At 69.1% G+C, this 18907-nt stretch carries 19 protein-coding genes; 9 read left to right on the top strand and 10 right to left on the bottom strand.

Going from position 1 to position 18907, the window contains the following annotated elements:
- The first annotated feature begins 99 nt into the window (after positions 1 to 99).
- Both ASC65_RS05430 and ASC65_RS05425 read left to right on the top strand, forming a co-directional pair.
- Complete coding sequence (locus ASC65_RS05430) at positions 100 to 1503, top strand: pyridoxal-phosphate dependent enzyme (RefSeq protein ID WP_056450205.1); 1404 nt, start codon at positions 100 to 102, stop codon at positions 1501 to 1503.
- Between the two features lie 4 nt (positions 1504 to 1507).
- Positions 1508 to 2671 (top strand): cystathionine gamma-synthase, encoded by a 1164-nt coding sequence (locus tag ASC65_RS05425; RefSeq protein ID WP_056450204.1) that lies wholly within the window; start codon positions 1508 to 1510, stop codon positions 2669 to 2671.
- Positions 2672 to 2674: 3 nt separating this feature from the next.
- Here ASC65_RS05425 and ASC65_RS05420 read toward each other — a convergent pair whose 3' ends face one another.
- The 7 genes from ASC65_RS05420 to ASC65_RS05390 all read right to left on the bottom strand — a co-directional run bounded on the left by ASC65_RS05420 (position 2675) and on the right by ASC65_RS05390 (position 6408).
- The gene (locus ASC65_RS05420) at positions 2675 to 3190 is read right to left on the bottom strand and encodes a hypothetical protein (RefSeq protein WP_056450203.1); all 516 of its coding nucleotides are present in this window, start codon (positions 3188 to 3190) and stop codon (positions 2675 to 2677) included.
- 76 nt (positions 3191 to 3266) lie between these two features.
- On the bottom strand, positions 3267 to 3527 hold the full coding sequence (locus tag ASC65_RS05415) for a hypothetical protein (protein WP_056450202.1): 261 nt from the start codon (positions 3525 to 3527) through the stop codon (positions 3267 to 3269).
- Positions 3528 to 3600: 73 nt separating this feature from the next.
- Positions 3601 to 3813 (bottom strand): cold-shock protein, encoded by a 213-nt coding sequence (locus ASC65_RS05410; protein ID WP_056450201.1) that lies wholly within the window; start codon positions 3811 to 3813, stop codon positions 3601 to 3603.
- Between the two features lie 247 nt (positions 3814 to 4060).
- The gene (locus tag ASC65_RS05405) at positions 4061 to 4273 is read right to left on the bottom strand and encodes a cold-shock protein (protein WP_003164457.1); all 213 of its coding nucleotides are present in this window, start codon (positions 4271 to 4273) and stop codon (positions 4061 to 4063) included.
- A 164-nt stretch (positions 4274 to 4437) separates the two neighbouring features.
- Entirely contained in the window at positions 4438 to 4647 is a 210-nt protein-coding gene (locus ASC65_RS05400; RefSeq protein WP_056450199.1) for a hypothetical protein, read from the bottom strand.
- A 37-nt stretch (positions 4648 to 4684) separates the two neighbouring features.
- The gene (locus ASC65_RS05395) at positions 4685 to 5386 is read right to left on the bottom strand and encodes a porin (protein ID WP_056450197.1); all 702 of its coding nucleotides are present in this window, start codon (positions 5384 to 5386) and stop codon (positions 4685 to 4687) included.
- 92 nt (positions 5387 to 5478) lie between these two features.
- Complete coding sequence (locus tag ASC65_RS05390; protein WP_056450195.1) at positions 5479 to 6408, bottom strand: NAD(P)H-dependent flavin oxidoreductase; 930 nt, start codon at positions 6406 to 6408, stop codon at positions 5479 to 5481.
- A gap of 489 nt (positions 6409 to 6897) precedes the next feature.
- Between ASC65_RS05390 and ASC65_RS05385 the strand changes: the two genes are divergently transcribed.
- The 3 genes from ASC65_RS05385 to queF all read left to right on the top strand — a co-directional run bounded on the left by ASC65_RS05385 (position 6898) and on the right by queF (position 9530).
- Complete coding sequence (locus tag ASC65_RS05385; protein WP_056450193.1) at positions 6898 to 7698, top strand: aspartyl protease family protein; 801 nt, start codon at positions 6898 to 6900, stop codon at positions 7696 to 7698.
- 178 nt (positions 7699 to 7876) lie between these two features.
- Positions 7877 to 9037: a M24 family metallopeptidase gene (locus ASC65_RS05380; protein ID WP_056450191.1), complete on the top strand. Its 1161-nt coding sequence runs from the start codon at positions 7877 to 7879 to the stop codon at positions 9035 to 9037.
- A 31-nt stretch (positions 9038 to 9068) separates the two neighbouring features.
- Complete coding sequence (queF, locus tag ASC65_RS05375) at positions 9069 to 9530, top strand: preQ(1) synthase (RefSeq protein WP_056450189.1); 462 nt, start codon at positions 9069 to 9071, stop codon at positions 9528 to 9530.
- Positions 9531 to 9597: 67 nt separating this feature from the next.
- Here queF and adhP read toward each other — a convergent pair whose 3' ends face one another.
- On the bottom strand, positions 9598 to 10620 hold the full coding sequence (adhP, locus tag ASC65_RS05370; protein WP_056450187.1) for an alcohol dehydrogenase AdhP: 1023 nt from the start codon (positions 10618 to 10620) through the stop codon (positions 9598 to 9600).
- A 294-nt stretch (positions 10621 to 10914) separates the two neighbouring features.
- On the opposite strand from adhP, the gene ASC65_RS05365 reads away from it, so the two are divergent.
- Positions 10915 to 13929 (top strand): HAD-IA family hydrolase, encoded by a 3015-nt coding sequence (locus ASC65_RS05365; protein WP_082525874.1) that lies wholly within the window; start codon positions 10915 to 10917, stop codon positions 13927 to 13929.
- Between the two features lie 104 nt (positions 13930 to 14033).
- A complete protein-coding gene (locus ASC65_RS05360; protein ID WP_056450500.1) occupies positions 14034 to 14864 on the top strand; it encodes a DUF817 domain-containing protein in 831 nt (276 codons plus the stop codon).
- A 4-nt stretch (positions 14865 to 14868) separates the two neighbouring features.
- Here the strand turns inward: ASC65_RS05360 and ASC65_RS05355 are convergent, their stop codons facing one another.
- A complete protein-coding gene (locus ASC65_RS05355) occupies positions 14869 to 15768 on the bottom strand; it encodes an oxidoreductase (protein ID WP_056450185.1) in 900 nt (299 codons plus the stop codon).
- A gap of 152 nt (positions 15769 to 15920) precedes the next feature.
- Here ASC65_RS05355 and ASC65_RS05350 point away from each other — a divergent pair, with 152 nt between their 5' ends.
- Positions 15921 to 16817 (top strand): AraC family transcriptional regulator, encoded by an 897-nt coding sequence (locus tag ASC65_RS05350; RefSeq protein ID WP_082525873.1) that lies wholly within the window; start codon positions 15921 to 15923, stop codon positions 16815 to 16817.
- 58 nt (positions 16818 to 16875) lie between these two features.
- Positions 16876 to 18465 carry a phytoene desaturase family protein gene (locus ASC65_RS05345; RefSeq protein WP_056450183.1) on the top strand — a complete coding sequence of 530 codons (1590 nt, stop codon included), beginning with the start codon at positions 16876 to 16878 and terminating at the stop codon, positions 18463 to 18465.
- Positions 18466 to 18524: 59 nt separating this feature from the next.
- On the opposite strand, the gene ASC65_RS05340 is transcribed toward ASC65_RS05345, so the two are convergent.
- Complete coding sequence (locus ASC65_RS05340) at positions 18525 to 18902, bottom strand: response regulator (RefSeq protein WP_056450182.1); 378 nt, start codon at positions 18900 to 18902, stop codon at positions 18525 to 18527.
- Positions 18903 to 18907 lie beyond the last annotated feature (5 nt).

The following is an 18907-nucleotide window of genomic DNA, read 5'->3' as shown; positions in this document are numbered from 1 at the left end:
AACGCACAGGTCGCCGTTTCGGAGGCGAAATCTTGCGCGGCTTGACGTTGGCGGGGGCGGCGCTCAGCTTCCGGCGCACGGCCCCCTGGAGTTTTTTGAATGACGCTGTCTTCGACCCCCGTCCTGACCGGTCCGACCGGTTCGTTGCTGGACCTCATCGGCAAGACGCCGATGGTGGAGGTGAAGAAGATCGACACCGGGACATGCCGCCTGTTCCTGAAGCTGGAGGCGCAGAACCCGGGCGGGTCGATCAAGGACCGCATCGCCCTGTCGATGATCGATGCGGCGGAGCGGGAGGGGTTTCTGAAGCCCGGCGGCACCATCGTCGAGGCGACGGCCGGCAACACGGGGCTGGCGCTGACCCTGGTCGGGCAGGCCAAGGGCTATAAGGTGCTTCTGGTCATCCCGGACAAGATGTCCAAGGAAAAAATCCAGCATCTCAGAGCGATGGGGGCGGATGTTCGCCTGACGCGTTCGGACGTTCCGCACGGCCACCCGGAATATTACACGGACATGGCTGAGCGTCTGGCGCAGCAGATCCCGGGCGGGTTCTACGTCAACCAGTTCGCCAACGACGCCAACTCGCTGGCCCATTTCCAGACCACGGGACCGGAGATCTGGGAGCAGATGGGCGGCGACGTTGACGCCGTCGTGGCCGGCATCGGCTCGGGGGGGACGATCACCGGCATCGCCCGCTATCTGAAGAGCGTCGGCTCGAACGCGCAGGTTATCCTGGCTGACCCGGTCGGCTCGACCCTGGCCGGAATCGTCAACGAGGGCGTGCCGGGGCCGGAGGGCAGCTATACGGTCGAGGGCATCGGTCAGAATTTCGTGCCGGACACCGCCGACATCACCCTGATCGACCGCGCCTATTCAATCCCCGACGCCGAGGCGATCGCCACGGTGCGCGAGCTTCTGCTCAAGGAAGGCGTGCTGGCAGGGTCCTCCTCGGGCACCCTGATCGCGGCGGCCCTGCGCTGGTGCCGCGAACAGACCGAACCGAAACGGGTGGTGACCTTCGTCTGCGACACCGGGGCGAAGTATCTCTCGAAGGTCTACAACGATGCCTGGCTGGCCGATCAGGGCTTGGGCGCGCGCGAGCTGCACGGCGACCTGTCGGACCTGATCACCCGCAAATACGAGGCCGGCGACGTGGTCGTGATCGGTCCGGACGACACCCTCGACACCGCCTTCAAGCGGATGAAGGGGTCGGACGTTTCGCAGCTGCCGGTGATCCAGGACGGGCGCCTGATCGGCATCCTCGACGAGAGCGACATCGTCCACATCATGAACACCGACGAGATCACCCGGAAGGACCGCTTCGCCAAGCCGGTGGCCTCGGCCATGACGCGCGACCTGGACACAGTGCAGGTCGGGGAGTCGCTGGACGCCCTGATCCCGCTGTTCGATCGCGACCGGGTGGCCATCGTGCTGGACGGCGAAAAATTCGTGGGCCTGATCACCCGCACCGACCTCATCAACCACCTCAGCCTGAACCGGTAAGCTCATGGCCAGTCTCAAGAACAGCCAGGGCTTCTCGACCCGCGCCATTCACGCGGGCCAGCGGCCGGACCCGACCACCGGGGCGGTGATGACCCCGATCTACGCCACCTCGACCTACGCCCAGGAGAGCCCGGGCGTGAACAAGGGCTATGAGTACGCCCGCGGCAAGAACCCGACCCGCGAGGCCTTCGAGGCCTGCCTGGCGGACCTGGAGGGCGGCACGCACGGCTTCGGCTTCGCCTCAGGCATGGCGGCCACCTCGACCGCGCTGGAGCTGCTCGACGCGGGCTCGCACATCGTCACCGGCGACGACCTGTACGGCGGGTCCTGGCGGCTGTTCGAGCGGGTGCGGCGCCGGTCGATGGGGCTGGATTTCAGCTATGTCGACCTGAGCGACCTGGGGGCGGTCGAGGCGGCGATCACGCCGAAGACCAAGCTCCTGTGGGTGGAGACGCCCACCAACCCGCTGATGAAGCTGGCCGACATCGCGGCCCTGTCGAAGATCGCCAAGGCGCGCGGACTGCTGCTGATCGTCGACAACACCTTCGCCACGCCGTGGAGCCAGCAGCCGCTGAAGCTGGGCGCCGACGTGGTCATGCATTCGGCGACTAAATACCTGAACGGGCACTCTGACATCATCGGCGGCGCCCTGGTCACCGGGAATGCCGATCTCGCGAAGGAGATCAAATTCCTGCAGAACTCGGTGGGCGGGGTGATGGGGCCGTTTGACGCCTTCCTGGCCAATCGGGGGCTGAAGACGCTGGGCCTGCGCATGAAGGCGCACAATGAGAACGCCCTGGCCGTGGCCCGCTGGCTCGAGGACCGAAAGGGCATCGCCCGGGTCGTCTATCCGGGCCTGATCAGCCATCCGCAGCACGAGCTGGCCGCGCGCCAGATGAACGGCCGCTTCGGGGGCATGGTCACGGCCTTCATCGACGGGGACCTGTCGCGCACCAAACAGGTGCTGGAGCGGGTGCAGGTTTTCACCCTGGCGGAATCGCTCGGCGGGGTGGAGAGCCTGGTCAATCACCCGGCCATCATGACCCACGCCTCGGTGCCCAGGGAGGTGCGCGAGGCCGGCGGGGTGACGGACAACCTGATCCGCCTGTCGGTGGGGGTTGAGGACCTGGATGACCTGATCACGGACCTGGATCAGGCGCTGGCTTGAGGCTCAGGGCGCGACGCGCCAGCCGTCGGCGGGATTGACCCACAGCACGACGGACTCGGCCTCGGGCTTGGCGACGCCGTCGATGGTCACGGCGGCGCGCAGCGTTCCGTCCGGGTTCGGATGGTAGGTGGTGCAGAACTCGCCTTCGCCGCCAAGGCCGGCGATCATGCTGTCGACGATCCCCTTCTGGGCCGCGGCGAGCTGTTCGCCCGCGAGGGGCGCGCCGTTGAACTCGACGGCGGTGATGGTCGTCGGGTCGTTGACGATCATCGAGCACTCCGCGCCGTCGCGGACATAGACCTTGGCCGTCGCGTGCATGACGATCAGCGGGTCGGCGTTCAGCAGGTTGACCGCGTCATTGGTGATCGCGCCGTCGGCCCCGAAGCGGTAGCTGCCGATGGCGTTGCAGGTCTTGGCGGCCGCGTTCGGCCGGTAGCACTGGACCATGCCGTCGCGCGCCGGGGCGAGCGGATCGCCGGTCTGGACCAACAGGGCGGCGGTCATGAAGGTGATCAGCATGGGGGGCTCCGGCAGCTCGGCGCGGGGCCAGACTGTCAGAAGAGGGCAGTCGGCTCCAGTTCGGAGCCGTCACGCGTCAGGCCGCGGTCTTGCTCGGCAGGGCGGTCTGGTGGCCGGTGACGGGCACGACCTTCTTCTTGGCCACGGTCGCGCGCTTCTTGGGCGTCGTCGGCAGGGCGGCGCGGCGGGCGGTCTCGGCGTCGATCAGCGGAAGGATGTCGGCGGCGGTGGCGGCCTGGACCGGGGAGCCGCTGGCGGTGAGGCGCTCGGCGTTGGCGCGCAGGGCCTTGAGGTCGGGATCGCTCATGGCGGGGATCATGTCGGCAAGCGGGGTCATCATAGTCTCCTGAAGGGGTACAGTGGTCGGGCCGGCCGCGTGATCGCAGCCGGCCCTTCCGTCAGTCTGGAAACTATTCGGCGGCCTTCAGGCGGCCGGCCGATTCCTTGCCCGAACGCGAGTCGCGCTCGATCTCGTAGGAGATCTTCTGGTTTTCGTTCAGGGAGCCGAGGTCCGAGACCTCGACGGCCGAGGCGTGGACGAAGACGTCCTTGCCGCCATCATCGGGAGCGATGAAGCCGTAACCCTTGGTGGAGTTGTACCATTTCACAGTGCCGGTAGCCATTTTCAGGACCTCCGCTAGCAGTTGGCCGACGGAAGAGTTCCGGTGCGGCCTGTCGGGTCTGAATGGGATCGGCTTTGGACCTCGGTGCGCGATGCAAAGGGGCAGCAGCGTTTCGCAGAGAGATCGACGTGGGGCAGATGGGGATCGCCGGCGCGGTTCGCAAGGGCGCCATCTGAAAATAATAACGGCGGCGAAGGCGTTCGCCCTCGCCGCCGTCGAAATCATGCGCCGGTGAGGGCGCGCGAAATCAGCCTTCGGTCTTCAGTTGACCAGCCGATTCCTTGCCCGAGCGACGGTCGCGCTCGATTTCGTAGGAAACCTTCTGGTTTTCGTCGAGGCCGCGCAGGCCGGCTTGCTCAACGGCCGAGATGTGCACGAACACGTCCTTGCCGCCGTCATCCGGCTGGATGAAGCCGTAGCCCTTGGTGCTGTTGAACCATTTCACGGTGCCGGTAGCCATTACAGACCTCCTTTTGGCGTTGGCCTCAGGGAAGAGCCCCTGAAGGCCTGTCGGGTCTGAATGGAGCGGCTAGACCTCAGTGCGAAAGCAGAGGGTGGCGTTTCGCAGAGAGATCGACGACGACGTTGTGGCCCTAGAGCGCAGCGAAATCAAGGCGAGAGCGATCAGGTCTCCGCAGGATCAACCGCTGGGGCGGTGTAATTCTCCTGGCACAGCTTGCGCAACGCCGCGCCCAGGGTCGGCCCGTACAGGGAGTCCTGGATCCGGTCGTAGCCTTCCGAAGCCAGGGCCTGCTTGATGTCGCTGACGGTACGGCAGCGACCGGTGCGCGCGAGTTCATAGGCGCGCTCTAGGGTCGTGGGACGATTTTGCATCCGCCCTAAGTAGGGAGGATGGCGACGGATTGCGAGGTCAGAAGGCTACGCTGATGCCGGCGACGATGGCGTCGGCGTACTGTTCGCTGGGGTTGTCGACGCTGGTGCCGTACCAGCGCAGCTCGGCTTCGAGGTTTTTGGTCACGGCGTAGTTCATGCCGACGTTGTAGCCGGTGTAGTCGACGCTGTTCTCCTGCTCGCGGTAGCCGAGGGCTGCGGAGGCGCTGAGCTTGTCGGTGAAGGCCCAGCCGAGCTGAGCTTCGTACCAGGTCCAGGCCTTGGTCGCGCCGGTGCTGTCGGGGGAGTACTGCAGGCGTAGGCGGGCCTTGGCCGGGCCGATCGAGCGCTTCATGTCGCCGGTGAACTCCCAGGCGTCCTCGTCGGCGCCCGGGTCCGCATTGACCTGGTATTTGTAGGCGGCGCTGAGGTCGAAGTCGAAGCCGGCCCATTGGGGACGGAGGCCGGCGGCGGCCTCAAGCTCAAGGCTCGAGCCGGTCGAGCTCTTGATCGTTTCGAACGAGGGGCCGGCGTAGAACAGGCCCGAGGCGCTTTCCCACTCGGCCGTGCCGTAGGCGTAGGACTCGCCATTCGACTTGGAGGCGTCCTTCGACCGGTTGTCCGTGGCGGCGCCGAACTCAAAGGACCAGGAACCCCCGGCCGGGGCGTCCTGCGCGGCGGCGGCGCCGGCGGAGGCGAGAAGGGCGGCCGCGAGGGCGGCGGTCGTCAGGGTCCGGATCATGAGTCGCCTCGTTTTCAACGAGGGTCCTCTAGGCGCGCTTCTTGTCGATTTTGTCACAAGGCGGAAGATTTCGCCTGCGGCGCCAAGGCTGTTCAGCCCCAGGGCGAGGCCGCCAGGCGGGCGCGGGCCTCGCTGAACTCGCCGCGCAGGCGGGCGACGAGGTCGGCGACCGGGACGATGTCGCGCACGCCGGCGGAGCCCTGTCCGGCGGACCAGACGGTCTTCCAGGCCTTGGCCTCCTCACCCATGTCCAGCTTGTGCTCGGGCAGGGATTTGGGGTCGATGCCATTGGCCATCAGGGACGGGGTCAGGAAGTTGGCCGGGATGCCCGAGACGGCCGGGGTGTAGGTGATGTCCGAGGCGCCGGCGTCGACGATCATCTGCTTGTACTCGCCCTGGGCCTGGCTCTCGGTCGTCGAGATGAAGCGGGTGCCCATGTAGGCGAAGTCGGCGCCCATGGTCAGGGCGGCGGCGACGTCGGAGCCGGTCGACAGGCAGCCGGACAGGATGATGGTCCCGTCGAAGAAGCTGCGCACCTCGTCGACCAGGGCAAAGGGGTTGACCACCCCGGCGTGGCCGCCGGCCCCGTTCGCCACCAGGATCAGGCCATCGACCCCGGCCTGGGCCGCCTTGCGGGCGTGGCGGACGTTGGCGATGTCGTGGAAGACCACGCCGCCGTAGCCGTGCACCGCGTCGACCACGTCGCGGACCGCGCCCAGGGAGGTGATGATCAGCGGCACCTTCTCCTCCACCGACACCATCATGTCGGCCATCAGGCGGGGGTTGGTGGGGTGGACGATGTGATTGACGCCGAAGGGGGCGGCGTCGGGGGTCAGGCGGGCCTTGATGTCCTGCAGCCACTCCCGATAGCCCTCGGTGGTCCGCTGGTTCAGCGACGGGAAGGTGCCGATGACGCCGGCGTTGCAGGCCTCCACGACCAGGTCCGGGCCGGAGACGAGGAACATGGGCGCCGCGATGACCGGCAGCTTGAGTCCCTTTTGCAGCGAAGCCGGAATGGCCATGGGCGTCGTCCCTAGAGTTGTCTTTCGCTACGGATAGCGGGCTGTCGCAGGGGAAGGCAAATCGGAGTCTGAATCGTCTGGTTGGATTTCAGACCCGGGCCGCGAAAAACAGAGTCTGAATCGTCTGAATCGTCTGAACTCGCGAATTCGGACTCTCGAAAACAGAGTCTGAATCGTCTGAATCGCGGCGCCCGACCCTGCGCGAAAAACAGAGTCTGAATCGTCTGAATAGTCTGAATTCGGTCCGCACGCCTCGGGTCACGACGCGACTGGAGCGGGCGTCAGATGGGACCCCTGCTTCCGAATTCAATGGTCTAGGTTTGAGGTCTTCGGCGCCACAGGGCGGCGCTCAACGAGCGGGGTCACGCGAACGCGATTGGATCGGAGCGTGCGTGACGCGTGAGGGTGTTCGCCTCGGAGGGGAAATCAATGTTGACGCCAGTCCTGGCCGCCCTGGCCCTAGTGCTCCCGCAAACGGAGTCGTCGGCGATGCGCGCCGATGCCCTCGGCCGTCCCGTCATCGCGGTGCAGGTCAACGGCGGCGCGCCGGTGGACTTCGTCGTCGACACCGCGGCGAGCCAGCATGTGGTCATGCCCCGCCTGGTGCAGCGCATGGCCCTGCGCCCCGCCGCGGACCGGGCCGATCTGCAGGGGGCCAGCGGGCTACAAACGGCGGCGCTTTACGACCTCGTGAGTCTGACCAGCGAAGCCTTCGACCACGCCGACGTCCAGGCGGTGGGCCTGCCGAACGGCAACGCCACCGACGCCTGGGGCATCGTCGGCATGGAGGATTTCGACGGTCACAAGGTCTCGTTCGACCGGGAGCGCATGCGCTTCGCGATCCAGGCCTCGGGTCCGGCCCGCGCCGGCATGGCCAGCGTGCCGGCGGTGCTGCTCGGCACCTTCGCGGTGGTCGAGGTGCACATCGAAGGCGTGTCGATGCTGGCCGTGATCGACAGCGGCGCGGCGCGCACCGTGGCCAACGCCGAGGCCATGGCCGCACTGGGCTGGGCCAAAGACGACCCGCGCCTGACTGCGGCCCGCCCGGTGGCCGGAGCCACGACGCAGGAGCTGGGGGCGTGGTCGGGCAAGGTCGGCGGCCTGCGACTGGGGCCGGCGGCGTTCGACAACGTGACCCTGACCTTCTCGGACCTGCCGGTGTTCGCGGCCCTGGGCCTCGGGGAGCTGCCGACCCTGATCCTGGGCAGCGACATCCTCAATCAGTTGCCGGCGTATGCGATCGACTATCCCCGCAGCGAACTGCACCTGAAGGCGCCGCCGTTGCGGTGAGGACGGGCGGGGGGGCAGGCGCCGGTGCGACGGCGGGTGGCGTCGTGAAGACCGCGAGCAGAACCGCCGTAGCCAGCGCCAGACCCGCGCCGCTTTGAAAAGCTGTCTTCATCGCCGTATGTCCCCCCGTGACGCTTGTTCTGGATCACAGACACCAAGCCGCAATCGGAGACCGCCGATGAACCCGCCGCCGATCACGCTCGAGGAACGCCGTGCGCGGCTGGCGCGGCTGGAAGCCGCCATGGAGGCGCAGGGCGTGGCGGCGGTGCTGATCGATGCGACGGCCAGCCTGCGCTACTTCACCGGCCTGGTGTGGTGGCGGTCGGAGCGGATGATCGCGGCCCTGGTCCGGCCCGGAAAGCCGCTGACCTACGTCTGTCCGCGCTTCGAGCTGGACAAGGTCGGCGGTTCGGTCGGCGTGCCGGGCGAGTTCCTGACCTGGGAGGAGCACGAGAGCCCCTACGCCCTGGTCGCCGATGCGGTCGGGCGGACGGGCGTGCTGGCGGTGGACGAGCAGGCGCCGGTGTTCGCCTGGCTGGGGCTGGCGGAGGCGCTGGGGGTCGAGCGGCTGCGCGGGGCGGGGTCGCTGATCACGCCGCTGCGGGCGCGCAAGTCCGAGGCCGAGATCGCCCTGATGACGCGGGCCAAGGCGCTGACCCTGGAGGCGCACCGGCGGGCGCACGAGAGCCTCGAGGCTGGCATGCGGGCGTCGGAGGTGGTGGCCATCCTCGACCGCCAGCATCGGGCGCTAGGCGCCGACGGGGGCAACACCTTTTGCAGCGTCTCCTTCGGCGAGGACACGTCGCTGCCGCACGGCGGGGAGGGGGATCCCGCGCTGAAGGAGGGCGATGTCGTGCTGATCGACACCGGCTGCGCTCTGGATGGCTACAACGCCGACATCACCCGCACCTACGTCTTCGGCGAGCCGACCCCCGAGGTGCGGCGCATCTGGGAGCTGGAGCATGCGGCGCAGGCGGCGGCCTTCGAGGCGGCGCAGCTGGGCGAGCCGTGCGAGGCGGTCGATGCGGCGGTGCGGACGTTCCTGAAGGCTGAGGGTCTGGGGCCGGACTACCAGCTGCCGGGCACGCCGCACCGGACGGGGCACGGCATCGGCCTGGACATTCACGAGGCGCCCAACCTGGTGCGCGGCGACCGGACCCTGCTGGACGTCGGCATGTGCTTTTCCAACGAGCCGATGATCGTCGTGCCGGGCCAGTTCGGCATTCGGCTGGAAGACCATTTCCACATGACCGCTGACGGGCCGAACTGGTTCACCGAGCCGCAGCCGAGCCTGGACGAGCCGTTCAGGGGCGTGGCGGTGTTGCAGGCGGCCGGATGACGCTGGCCGCGGAAGGCGCTAGATCAGCCTCATGACCACTGACACCTCCGGCCTGCACCAGCTGGGCCAACAGACCGCCGCCCCGACCTCGCCTGAGACGGCGGAGCTCGAGCGGGTGCCGAACCCGCATCCGGACACCCTGTACCTAGCGCGCTTCACGGCGCCCGAGTTCACCAGCCTGTGCCCGGTCACCGGCCAGCCCGACTTCGCTCACATCGTCATCGACTATGCGCCCGGCCCATGGCTGGTGGAGAGCAAGAGCCTGAAGCTGTACCTGACCAGCTTCCGCAACCACGGCGCCTTCCACGAGGATTGCACGGTCGCCATCGGCAAGCGTCTGGCGGAGCTCCTGGAGCCGAAATGGCTGCGCATCGGGGGGTATTGGTACCCGCGCGGCGGCATCCCGATCGACGTCTTCTGGCAGACGGGCGTCGCTCCGGAGGGGCTGTGGCTGCCCGACCAGGGCGTGCCGACCTATCGCGGACGGGGGTGAGGCGACAGGCGGCCGGGCTGTCCGTGCCGATGGCGTCGCGCCCCGCTTACTGCCGTGGCCCTGGATTTCAGGGGACGAGAACGACGCGGCCCTCGATCTGACCGTTGCGAAGCTCGTCCAGGACCTGGTTCACCTGGTCGAGGGGGCGTGAGGCGACCGTCGCCTTCACCTTGCCCTGGACGGCGAAATCGATCGCCTCGGCGAGGTCTCGGCGGGTGCCGACGATCGAGCCGCGGACCGTGATCCGCTTCAGCACGATGTCGAATATGGGCGCCTGGAAGTCGCCGGGCGGGAGGCCCACCAGGCTGACCGTGCCCCGCCGGCGGCTGCAGTCGATGGCCTGGCGAAAGGCGCCCGGCGACACCGCCGTGACCAGGACGCCGTGCGCTCCGCCGCTGGTCGCATGGAGAACGGCCTCGACCGCGCCCGGATCGCGGGCGTCGAGGGCCAGGTCCGCCCCGAGGCTGCGCGCGAGCTCCAGCTTGGCGTCGTCGACATCGAGGGCGATGACGTGCAGCCCCATCGCCTTGGCGTACTGCACGGCCACGTGGCCCAGTCCGCCGATGCCGGAGATCACCACCCATTCGCCGGGCCGCGCCTCGGTTTCCTTGAGACCCTTGTAGACCGTCACGCCGGCGCAGAGGATCGGGGCCATCTCCACAAAGTCGACCCGATCGGGGAGGCGGCCGACGAAGGGGGCGCTGGCGAGCACATACTCCGCATAGCCGCCGTTCACCCCGTAGCCGGTGTTGTGCTGGTGCTCGCAGAGCGTCTCCCAGCCCGTTTCGCAATATTCGCAGGCCCGGCAGGCGTCGTGCAGCCAGGGCACGCCGACCGCGTCGCCTTCGCGGAGACTGCTGACGCCCTGGCCGAGGGCGACGACGGTGCCCACGCCCTCGTGGCCCGGGATCAGGGGCAAGGTCGGCTTGACCGGCCAGTCGCCGTCGATCGCGTGCAGGTCCGTATGGCAGACGCCGCTGGCGGCGATCTTGACCAGCACCTCCCCGGGTCCGGGCGAGGGAATGGGAACGTCTTCCAGAGCGAGCGGCGCCCCGAACGTGTGAGCCACCGCAGCCTTCATCATACCCATGACGCGCTCCTGCACCGATCGAATGACCGCGCGCCGCCCCGATCGGGGGCCTGGGCAGGGGGAGGCTTGCGGATGATCCGCCGATCCCCGGCGTGCAGCTGAGAGGCGGAGTATGGGCCCGGCGCAACGCCCTCGAAATCGGGTCAAACCCTGCAGGGTTTCGGCGCCGTCGGCCCTGGACGGGCGGCGCCCTGGATGCAGCCTCTCGGGTGAGGGCCCCATGGCGATTCAGGGATTGAGCCGAGGGGCGCGGGCGCCGGAACGGACTAGGTTCCGCTGCCTGCAGGTGCACCCATGGCCGCCAAGCTGTCCGCCGCTATCTTCGACGTCGATGGAGTTTTGATCGCCTCGCCCCACGAGCGAGCGTGGCGCGAAGCCCTGACCGGATTCGCCGACCTCGACGGTTTCACCACCGACTTCTATCAGGCGCACGTGGCCGGAAAGCCGCGGCTCGACGGGGCCCGGGCGACCCTTGAGCGCCTCGCGGCGCCCGGCGCGGAGGACCAGGCGCCGGCCTATGCGGCCGCCAAGCAGGCCCTGATGGAGCAACTCATCGAGGCCGGCGAGTTCGACGCCTTCCCAGACGCGGTGCGGTTCGCCGCCGACCTGCGGGCGGCCGGCTTCCGCTTGGCGCTCGCCTCCTCGTCCAAGAACGTCGGCGCGATGCTGACGAAGCTGTCGCTGCCCGACGGACGCAGCGTCCTGACCCTGTTCGAGGCCGACCTGAGCGGCTGCGACACGCCTCGCGGCAAGCCCGATCCGGCGCTGTTCCTGATGGCCGCCGAGGCGCTCGGCGCGGCCCCGGCGGAATGTGTGGTCGTGGAGGATGCGACGGCCGGGGTCGTCGCCGCCCGGGCCGGGGGCATGGCGGCCCTGGGCGTGGCCCGCCTCGGCGACGAGGCGCTGCTGGCGGCCGCCGAAGCCGACCTTGTTGTGACGAGCCTGGATCAGGTGGACGTCGTCGCGCTGCTCGCCGGAGAGCTGAAGCCCTCGACCGCCACCCAGACGCCGCAGATGCAGGCCGCGCTGGAGCCGACGGTCGCCCGGGGGTGGGTGCTGACTCATCGCGGCTACAGCGTCCTGACCGAGAGCGTGGTCGAATCCCGGTTCGCGCTTGGGAACGGCTTCCTCGGCATGCGCGCGTCCCGGTCGATCAGCCGGGGGCCGACCTGGGTCAGCTGGCTGGGCCACCTGCGCTGGGCGTCGTGGCCGCGGTGCTACGTCGCCGGCCTGTTCGACGTCCCGAACACCGAGCCGCCGGTGCCCGCCCTGGTGCCGGTCGCGGATTGGTCGCGGGTCCGCATCCTGCTGGACGGAATTCCCGTCCTGGCGCACGAGGGCGAGATCCTGCACAGCGCCCGACGACTGGACATGCGCCGGGGGGTGCTGTTGTCCGGCATGACCCAGCGGACGCCCTCGGGCGTGACCATCACGGGCAAGGAGTTGCGCCTGCTGTCCCAGGCCGACCGCGCCAGCGGCCTGCAGCTGTTGCAGTTCGCGCTGGACCGGGATGATGTCGAGGTCCAGCTCGAGGCCAGCTTCTCGTTCTCCGGGCTCGGCATGGAGCCGGTGAGGATCGAGCCGGACCTCGCCGTGTGGCGGACCGAGGGCTCGGGCAAGGGGGTCGCCATGGCGGGCGCCGCGAACCTGCGCCTTGGTGACGAGACCTTGCAGGCGGAGCGGCCGTTCGGTCTGCGCTGGACCTGGCGCTGGCGGTCGGTCGCCGGACGCGTCGCGGAGCTGGACCGCATGGTCGGCGTCGCCCGCGCGGATGGGCCCGATCAGGATCCCGGCCCGGCCGCGGAGGCGGCCTTGGGACGGGGGCGGACGATCGGCTGGCGCGATGCGCTGTCCAGCCATGTGGCGGCGTGGGGAGATCGCTGGGACGCCTCCGGCGTGGAGATCGAAGGCGATGCGGACGTCCAGCGGGCGGTCCGTTTCGCGGCCTACCACCTGGTCAGCACCGCGAACCCCGAGGACGAGCGGGTCTCGGTGGGCGCCCGAGCCCTGACCGGCGACGCCTATCTGGGCCACGTCTTCTGGGACACCGAGATCTACCTGCTACCCTTCTACACCGCCGTCTGGCCCGAGGCGGCGCGGGCCATGCTGATGTACCGGTTCCACACCCTTGACGCGGCCCGGGCGAAGGCGGCGCGCGTCGGCTGCAAAGGGGCGCTCTACGCCTGGGAGTCGGCAGACACGGGGGTCGAGGCCACCCCCGAGCATGTCGTCGGGGCCAATGGCGAACAGATCGAAATCCTCTGCGGCCGCCTGGAGCAGCATATCAGCGCCGACATCGCCTATGCGGTCTGGGGGTACTGGCGGTCCACCGAGGACGACGACTTCCTGCTGGCGGCCGGGGCGGAGATCCTGTTGGAAACGGCGCGCTTCTGGGCCTCGCGGGCCGAGCCCGAAGCCGACGGCCGGCGCCACATCCGCCATGTCATCGGCCCCGACGAGTATCACGAGGACGTCGACGACAACGCCTTCACCAACGTCCTGGCCCGCTGGAACATCGCGCGCGGTCTGGAGGTGCTGGATCTGCTGGACGCCCGCTGGCCCGCCCGGGCGGCCGAGCTGCGGACCCGGCTCGGGCTGGGCGACGAAGACCTGGCCGATTGGCGGGATGCGGTCGAGCGCCTGGTGACCGGCCTCGACCCGGCGACCGGGGTGTATGAGCAGTTCGAAGGGTTCCACGCGCTGGAGCCCTTCGACCTCGCCGCCCATGCCGATCGAACGGTTCCCATCGACGTGATCATCGGACGCGAGCGGACCCAGGCTTCGCAGGTCATCAAGCAGGCGGACGTGGTGGCTCTGTTGGCGTTGCTGCCGGAGGCGTTCCCGGGGGCGACGGGAGAGGCGAACTTCCGGCACTACGAGCCCCGCTGCGGTCACGGCAGTTCGCTGAGCCCCGCCATGCATGCGCTGGTCGCGGCGCGGCTCGGCGACACGGACATGGCGCTGCGATACCTGCACCGCATCTCCCATTTCGACGCTGATCCGACGACGGCCGGCGGCGTCCGCATCGCCGGCCTTGGCGGCATATGGCAGGCTGTGGTCATGGGTTTCGGCGGCCTCGATCTGAGCGGGGACACCCCCGCCTTCAACCCCCGACTGCCCAAGGAATGGAGCGGTCTGTCCTACCGGGCGAAATGGCGCGGACGCACCTTCGAGGTCGCGGCGGGCGGGGAGGCGGTGGACGTCACCCTTCTCGAGGGCGCGCCGGTGTCGGTGGTGATCGCCGGTGTCGTCCGCGCGCTTTCGCCCGGCGAAACGGCTACGGCCCCCTTGTCGTCGCGCACGGGCTGACGCGCCCTGCACCAAACCTCCACGCCGCCTGCACAGGTCGCCGCTAGGCTGGAGGCGTGATCGTCGATTCCCACCTCCCGCTCGAAACCTGGGGCCGCCACTGGATCGGCCGCCTGCAGCGCTGGTCTGACAAGCGCGTCTGGAGCCGGGGCGGCTTCGAGTTCCTGATGTTCGGGATCAAGCAGGCCTGGGCCTGCCTGTTCGGCGGGGCGATGCTGGCGCTGATCGTCGGGACGCACCTGCTGTGGCCGCTGGCCTGGCCCGAGGCCGAGGCGCCGGTCTCGCGCTACGACTTCCTGGTAGTGGCGGCGCTGGGGATCCAGGCGGCCATGCTGGCGCTGAGGCTGGAGAGCTGGGAGGAGGCGAGGGTCATCTTCCTGTTCCACGTCGCCGGGACGGTGATGGAGCTGTTCAAGACGGCGCACGGGTCGTGGATCTATCCCGAGGACAGCCTGCTGCGGATCGGGGCGGTCCCGCTGTTCTCGGGCTTCATGTACGCGTCGGTGGGCAGCTATATCGCGCGAGTGCAGCGGATCTTCGGCATCCGGGTGAGGCGCTATCCGCCGCTTTGGATGACGTGGGCCTTGGCGGCGGCGATCTACGTCAACTTCTTCGCCCATCACTGGCTGCCGGACATGCGCCTGGCGCTGTTCGCGGCGACGGCGGTGTTGTTCGGGCGGACCGGGTTCTTCTTCACCGCCGACCGGCGACGGCGCTCGATGCCGATCCTGCTCGGCTTCTTCCTGGTGGCGCTGTTCATCTGGCTGGCCGAGAACATGGCCACCTTCGGCCGGGCCTGGGCCTATCCCGGGCAGGCGGACGGCTGGGAGATGGTCGGCGTCGAGAAGCTGGGCAGCTGGTTCCTGCTGATGATCATCTCGGTCGTCCTGGTGTCGATCGTGCACCGGCCCGAGCCTGAGCCCGGGCCGGCGTGAGCGATCAGCGCCAGGCGGTGGCGGTCGCCGCCTCGGGGCGGAACTCGAAGTCTCCGTCGGTCGAGGCGGACAGCTCCCTCCAGGCGTCGAGCTCGGCCTGCAGGCTGGTGATCTTGGCCTGGACCATGCCCAGGGCGTCGGTGCCGGCCGACCAGCGCACCGGCGGCGTCGGGGCGTCGGCCAGGGTGACGAGGGCCTTGCCGAAGCGCAGCGGGTCGCCGGCCTGGTTGCGGCTGCGGGCGTCATAGAAGGCCTTCAGATCGGCCGAGACCGCCGCATAGTCCGCGATGGCGCTCGCCCCGTGGCGGACCGAGGTCGGCTCCAGGAAGTCGGTGCGGAAGAAGCCGGGCTCGACCACGGTGACATGGATGCCGAAGCGGCGGACCTCGCCGGCCAGGGACTCCGAGAAGCCCTCCACGGCGAATTTCGAGGTGCAGTACAGGGTCCCGCTCTCGCCGCCGACGATGCCGCCGACCGAGGAGATGTTGAAGATGCGTCCCGTGCGACGGGCGCGCATGGACGGCAGGACAGCGCGTGTGACCTGCATCAGGCCGAAGACATTGGTGTCGAACTGGGCCTGGACGTCCTCGGGGGTGGACTCCTCGAACACGGACAGGTGGCCGTAGCCGGCGTTGTTGACCAGGACGTCGATGCCGCCGAAGCGGCCGAGGGCGGCGTCGACGGCGGCCTGGACCTGTTCCGGGCGGGTGACGTCGAGGGCGAGGGTCAGAAGGTTTTCGCCATCGGGGCCGAGGGCTTCGGCGAGGGTCTCGCGGCGGCGGGCGGTGGCGACGACGCGGTCGCCGGCGTCGAGGGCGGCGCGGACGATGCCGGCGCCGAGACCGCGCGACGCGCCGGTGACGAGCCAGGTCCGGGGCGAGGCTTGGGGGGAATGGGAGGTCATGGGAGGGCTCCTTGGTTGGGAGCCTCGTTATGGGCCGTGGGGCGGGCGCGGCCGTAGTCGGATGGCGCCAGTCTCTTGCACGATCCTGCCAAGCCTGACGCGCGGGGCCTGCCGGGCTTGCACCGCGGGGCCTGTAGGGCTTGAGTGGCGTCATGAGCCGATTGCACGAACTCGCCGCCATGGTGCGGAGCCATCTGGACGCCGGCGCGCTGGAGGGGGCCGGGCCTCTGCTGCTGCCGGGCCTGCAAATCATCGCCAGCACGGCGGTCACCGAGGCGCAGCAGCTGGTCTATGAGCCGATGCTGTGCGTGATCCTGGAGGGCGCCAAGAACACCACCCTGGGCGCCGAGACCCACCCCTACCGGGCCGGGCAGTACCTCGTCGTTTCGGCCGACCTGCCGGTCAGCGGGCAGGTGATCGAGGCGCCCTATCTGGCGATCGGCGTGCCGCTTGATCCGGCGATGATCGCCGAACTGCTGGTCGAGGCCGAGGGCGCGCTGCACGAGGCGCCGCCGGTGCGGGCGCTGGCGGTCAGCGACATGGACGACGACCTGATCGACACCGTGGTGCGGCTGGTGCGTCTGCTGGACCGCCCGCAGGAGGCGGCGGTGGTCGGTCCCATGGTGCGGCGCGAGCTGATGTGGCGGCTGCTGAACGGCGAGCGGGCCGACATGATGCGCCAGATCGGCGCGGCCGGCGGGCGTCTGGAGCAGGTGCGGCGCGCCATCCGCTGGCTGCGCCAGCACTACGCCGAGCCGATGCGGATCGAGCGGCTGGCCGAGGTGGCGGGGATGAGCGAGACCTCGCTGCACCGGCATTTCAAGGCGGTCACCGCCATGAGCCCGCTGCAGTACCAGAAGCAGATCCGGCTGCAGGAGGCGCGCAACCTGCTGCTGGCGCGGGGGCGCGACGTGGCCGGGATCGGCTTCACGGTCGGCTACGACAGTCCGTCGCAGTTCAGCCGCGAATACAGCCGGCTGTTCGGCCAGCCGCCGGGACGGGACCTGGAGCGGCTGAAGGCCGATCCATCGCTGGCGGTGGCGGTGTGACGCCTCAGGCGGCTTGCGGGGGCAGGCAGACCCGCTAGAGGGAGACGGCGGAGGATCCATGAGCACCACCCACACCGACGTCGTCATCCTCGGCGGGGGCCACAACGGCCTCGTCTGCGCCTTCTACCTGGCCAGGGCCGGGAAGAAGGTGACCGTGCTGGAGCGGCGGCATGTGATCGGCGGGGCGGCGGTGACCGAGGAGTTCCATCCCGGCTTCCGCAATTCGACCGCCAGCTACACGGTCAGCCTGCTGAACCCCAAGGTCATCGCCGACATGGATCTGGCCCGGCACGGGCTGAAGGTCGTCGAGCGCAAGCTGGCCAACTTCCTGCCCTTCGACGACGGCCGCTACTTCATCGCCGGCGAGGGGCGGACGCAGGCCGAGGTGGCCAAGTTTTCGGCCAGGGACGCCGAGCGGCTGCCGGAATACGAGCGGCGGCTGGAGGTGGTGGCGGGCGTTCTGCGCGACTGGATCCTGAAGTCGCCGCCCAACATGGTCGACGGCGGCTGGACCGCCATGCTGCCGGAACTTCTGAAGGCCGGCGGGCTGGGCCGGCAGGCGGCGTCCCTGGACGTGCAGGGGCGGCGCGACCTTCTGGACCTGTTCGCCAAGTCGGCGGGCGACTGGCTGGACGGCTGGTTCGAGAGCGATCCGATCAAGGCCCTGTTCGGCTTCGACAGCGTCGTCGGCAACTACGCCAGTCCCTACACGCCGGGCTCGGCCTATGTGCTGCTGCACCACGTCTTCGGCGAGGTGAACGGCAAGAAGGGCGCCTGGGGCCACGCGATCGGCGGCATGGGTGCGATCACCCAGGCCATGTTGAAGGCGTGTGTCGAACAGGGCGTCGAGGTGCGGCTCGAGACGCCGGTCGCCGAGGTGCTGACCGACAAGGGCCGGGCCGTCGGCGCCGTGACCGAGGCGGGCGACGTGGTGCGGGCCAAGGCGGTGGTGTCGAACCTGCATCCGCGGCTGTTGTTCGAGACCCTGGTCGACGATGCGGTTGTCCCGGCCGACTTCCGCGAGCGGATCGGCGCCTACCAGTCGGGCTCGGGCACCTTCCGCATGAACCTGGCGCTGTCGGAACTGCCGAACTTCACGGCCCTGCCGGGGCAGGGCGATCACCTGACGGCGGGCATCATCATCGCCCCTACGCTGGACTACATGGACCGGGCCCACGCCGAGGCGCGGTTGAACGGCTGGTCGCAAAAGCCGATCGTCGAGATGCTGATCCCCTCGACCCTGGATGACAGCCTGGCGCCCGCCGGGCAGCACGTGGCCAGCCTGTTCTGCCAACATGTCGACCCGACCTTGGCGGACGAGCACCGCGACACGGTGGCGGACCTGATGATCGAGACGGTCGACGCTCATGCGCCGGGGTTCAAGGCGTCCGTGCTGGGGAGGTTGGCGCTGGGGCCGCGGGACCTGGAGCGGCGCTTCGGCCTGGTCGGCGGCGACATCTTCCACGGCCGGCTGACCATGGATCAGCTGTTCAGCGCTCGCCCCGTCCTCGGCCATGCGGACCACCGCATGCCGGTTCCGGGGCTCTATCTGTGCGGATCGGGCGCGCACCCCGGCGGCGGCGTCACCGGCGCGCCGGGGCACAATGCGGCGCGGGCGGTTTTGAAGGGGCTGGGTTCCAGGTTTTAGGTTCTAGGGGCGCCGTTCGACGTCCTCTTCCCTAGAACCTGACCCCTAGCACCCAGAACCTACACGTTCACGATCCCCATCGCCTTCATCAGGGCCTCCCGGACGGCGGCTTCGGTGAAGGGCTTCTGCAGGGTCGGTTGACCGCGCCATTCGTCGGGCAGGCCGCCTTCGCCGTAACCGGTCGAAAAGATGAAGGGGACGCCGCGGGCCTTCAGGGCCTCGGCGACGGGGAAGATCTGACGACCCGCGACGTTGACGTCGAGCAGGGCGGCGTCGATCGGGGCGTCCTCGGCGACCAGTTGCAGACCTTCGTCGACGGTCGAGGCGGGACCGACGGGCGTACAGCCCATGTCCTCGAGGATGGTCTCGAGCAGCATGGCGACGAGGGACTCATCCTCGACGACCAGCACGCGACGTCCGGCGAAAGCCTGGCTCATGTGAA

The sequence above is a fragment of the Brevundimonas sp. Root1279 genome, assembly GCF_001425945.1.
Classification (GTDB): Bacteria; Pseudomonadota; Alphaproteobacteria; order Caulobacterales; family Caulobacteraceae; genus Brevundimonas.
This window is presented reverse-complemented; position numbering and strand designations above follow the sequence as displayed.

What these genes read in the sequence shown, in the direction of transcription:
- ASC65_RS05430 (WP_056450205.1), top strand. Translation starts at nt 100, where the DNA reads ATGACGCTGTCTTCGACCCCCGTCCTGACCGGTCCGACCGGTTCGTTG.
- ASC65_RS05425 (WP_056450204.1), top strand. Translation starts at nt 1,508, where the DNA reads ATGGCCAGTCTCAAGAACAGCCAGGGCTTCTCGACCCGCGCCATTCAC.
- ASC65_RS05420 (WP_056450203.1), bottom strand. Translation starts at nt 3,190, where the DNA reads ATGCTGATCACCTTCATGACCGCCGCCCTGTTGGTCCAGACCGGCGAT.
- ASC65_RS05415 (WP_056450202.1), bottom strand. Translation starts at nt 3,527, where the DNA reads ATGACCCCGCTTGCCGACATGATCCCCGCCATGAGCGATCCCGACCTC.
- ASC65_RS05410 (WP_056450201.1), bottom strand. Translation starts at nt 3,813, where the DNA reads ATGGCTACCGGCACTGTGAAATGGTACAACTCCACCAAGGGTTACGGC.
- ASC65_RS05405 (WP_003164457.1), bottom strand. Translation starts at nt 4,273, where the DNA reads ATGGCTACCGGCACCGTGAAATGGTTCAACAGCACCAAGGGCTACGGC.
- ASC65_RS05400 (WP_056450199.1), bottom strand. Translation starts at nt 4,647, where the DNA reads ATGCAAAATCGTCCCACGACCCTAGAGCGCGCCTATGAACTCGCGCGC.
- ASC65_RS05395 (WP_056450197.1), bottom strand. Translation starts at nt 5,386, where the DNA reads ATGATCCGGACCCTGACGACCGCCGCCCTCGCGGCCGCCCTTCTCGCC.
- ASC65_RS05390 (WP_056450195.1), bottom strand. Translation starts at nt 6,408, where the DNA reads ATGGCCATTCCGGCTTCGCTGCAAAAGGGACTCAAGCTGCCGGTCATC.
- ASC65_RS05385 (WP_056450193.1), top strand. Translation starts at nt 6,898, where the DNA reads ATGCGCGCCGATGCCCTCGGCCGTCCCGTCATCGCGGTGCAGGTCAAC.
- ASC65_RS05380 (WP_056450191.1), top strand. Translation starts at nt 7,877, where the DNA reads ATGAACCCGCCGCCGATCACGCTCGAGGAACGCCGTGCGCGGCTGGCG.
- queF (WP_056450189.1), top strand. Translation starts at nt 9,069, where the DNA reads ATGACCACTGACACCTCCGGCCTGCACCAGCTGGGCCAACAGACCGCC.
- adhP (WP_056450187.1), bottom strand. Translation starts at nt 10,620, where the DNA reads ATGGGTATGATGAAGGCTGCGGTGGCTCACACGTTCGGGGCGCCGCTC.
- ASC65_RS05365 (WP_082525874.1), top strand. Translation starts at nt 10,915, where the DNA reads ATGGCCGCCAAGCTGTCCGCCGCTATCTTCGACGTCGATGGAGTTTTG.
- ASC65_RS05355 (WP_056450185.1), bottom strand. Translation starts at nt 15,768, where the DNA reads ATGACCTCCCATTCCCCCCAAGCCTCGCCCCGGACCTGGCTCGTCACC.
- ASC65_RS05350 (WP_082525873.1), top strand. Translation starts at nt 15,921, where the DNA reads ATGAGCCGATTGCACGAACTCGCCGCCATGGTGCGGAGCCATCTGGAC.
- ASC65_RS05345 (WP_056450183.1), top strand. Translation starts at nt 16,876, where the DNA reads ATGAGCACCACCCACACCGACGTCGTCATCCTCGGCGGGGGCCACAAC.
- ASC65_RS05340 (WP_056450182.1), bottom strand. Translation starts at nt 18,902, where the DNA reads ATGAGCCAGGCTTTCGCCGGACGTCGCGTGCTGGTCGTCGAGGATGAG.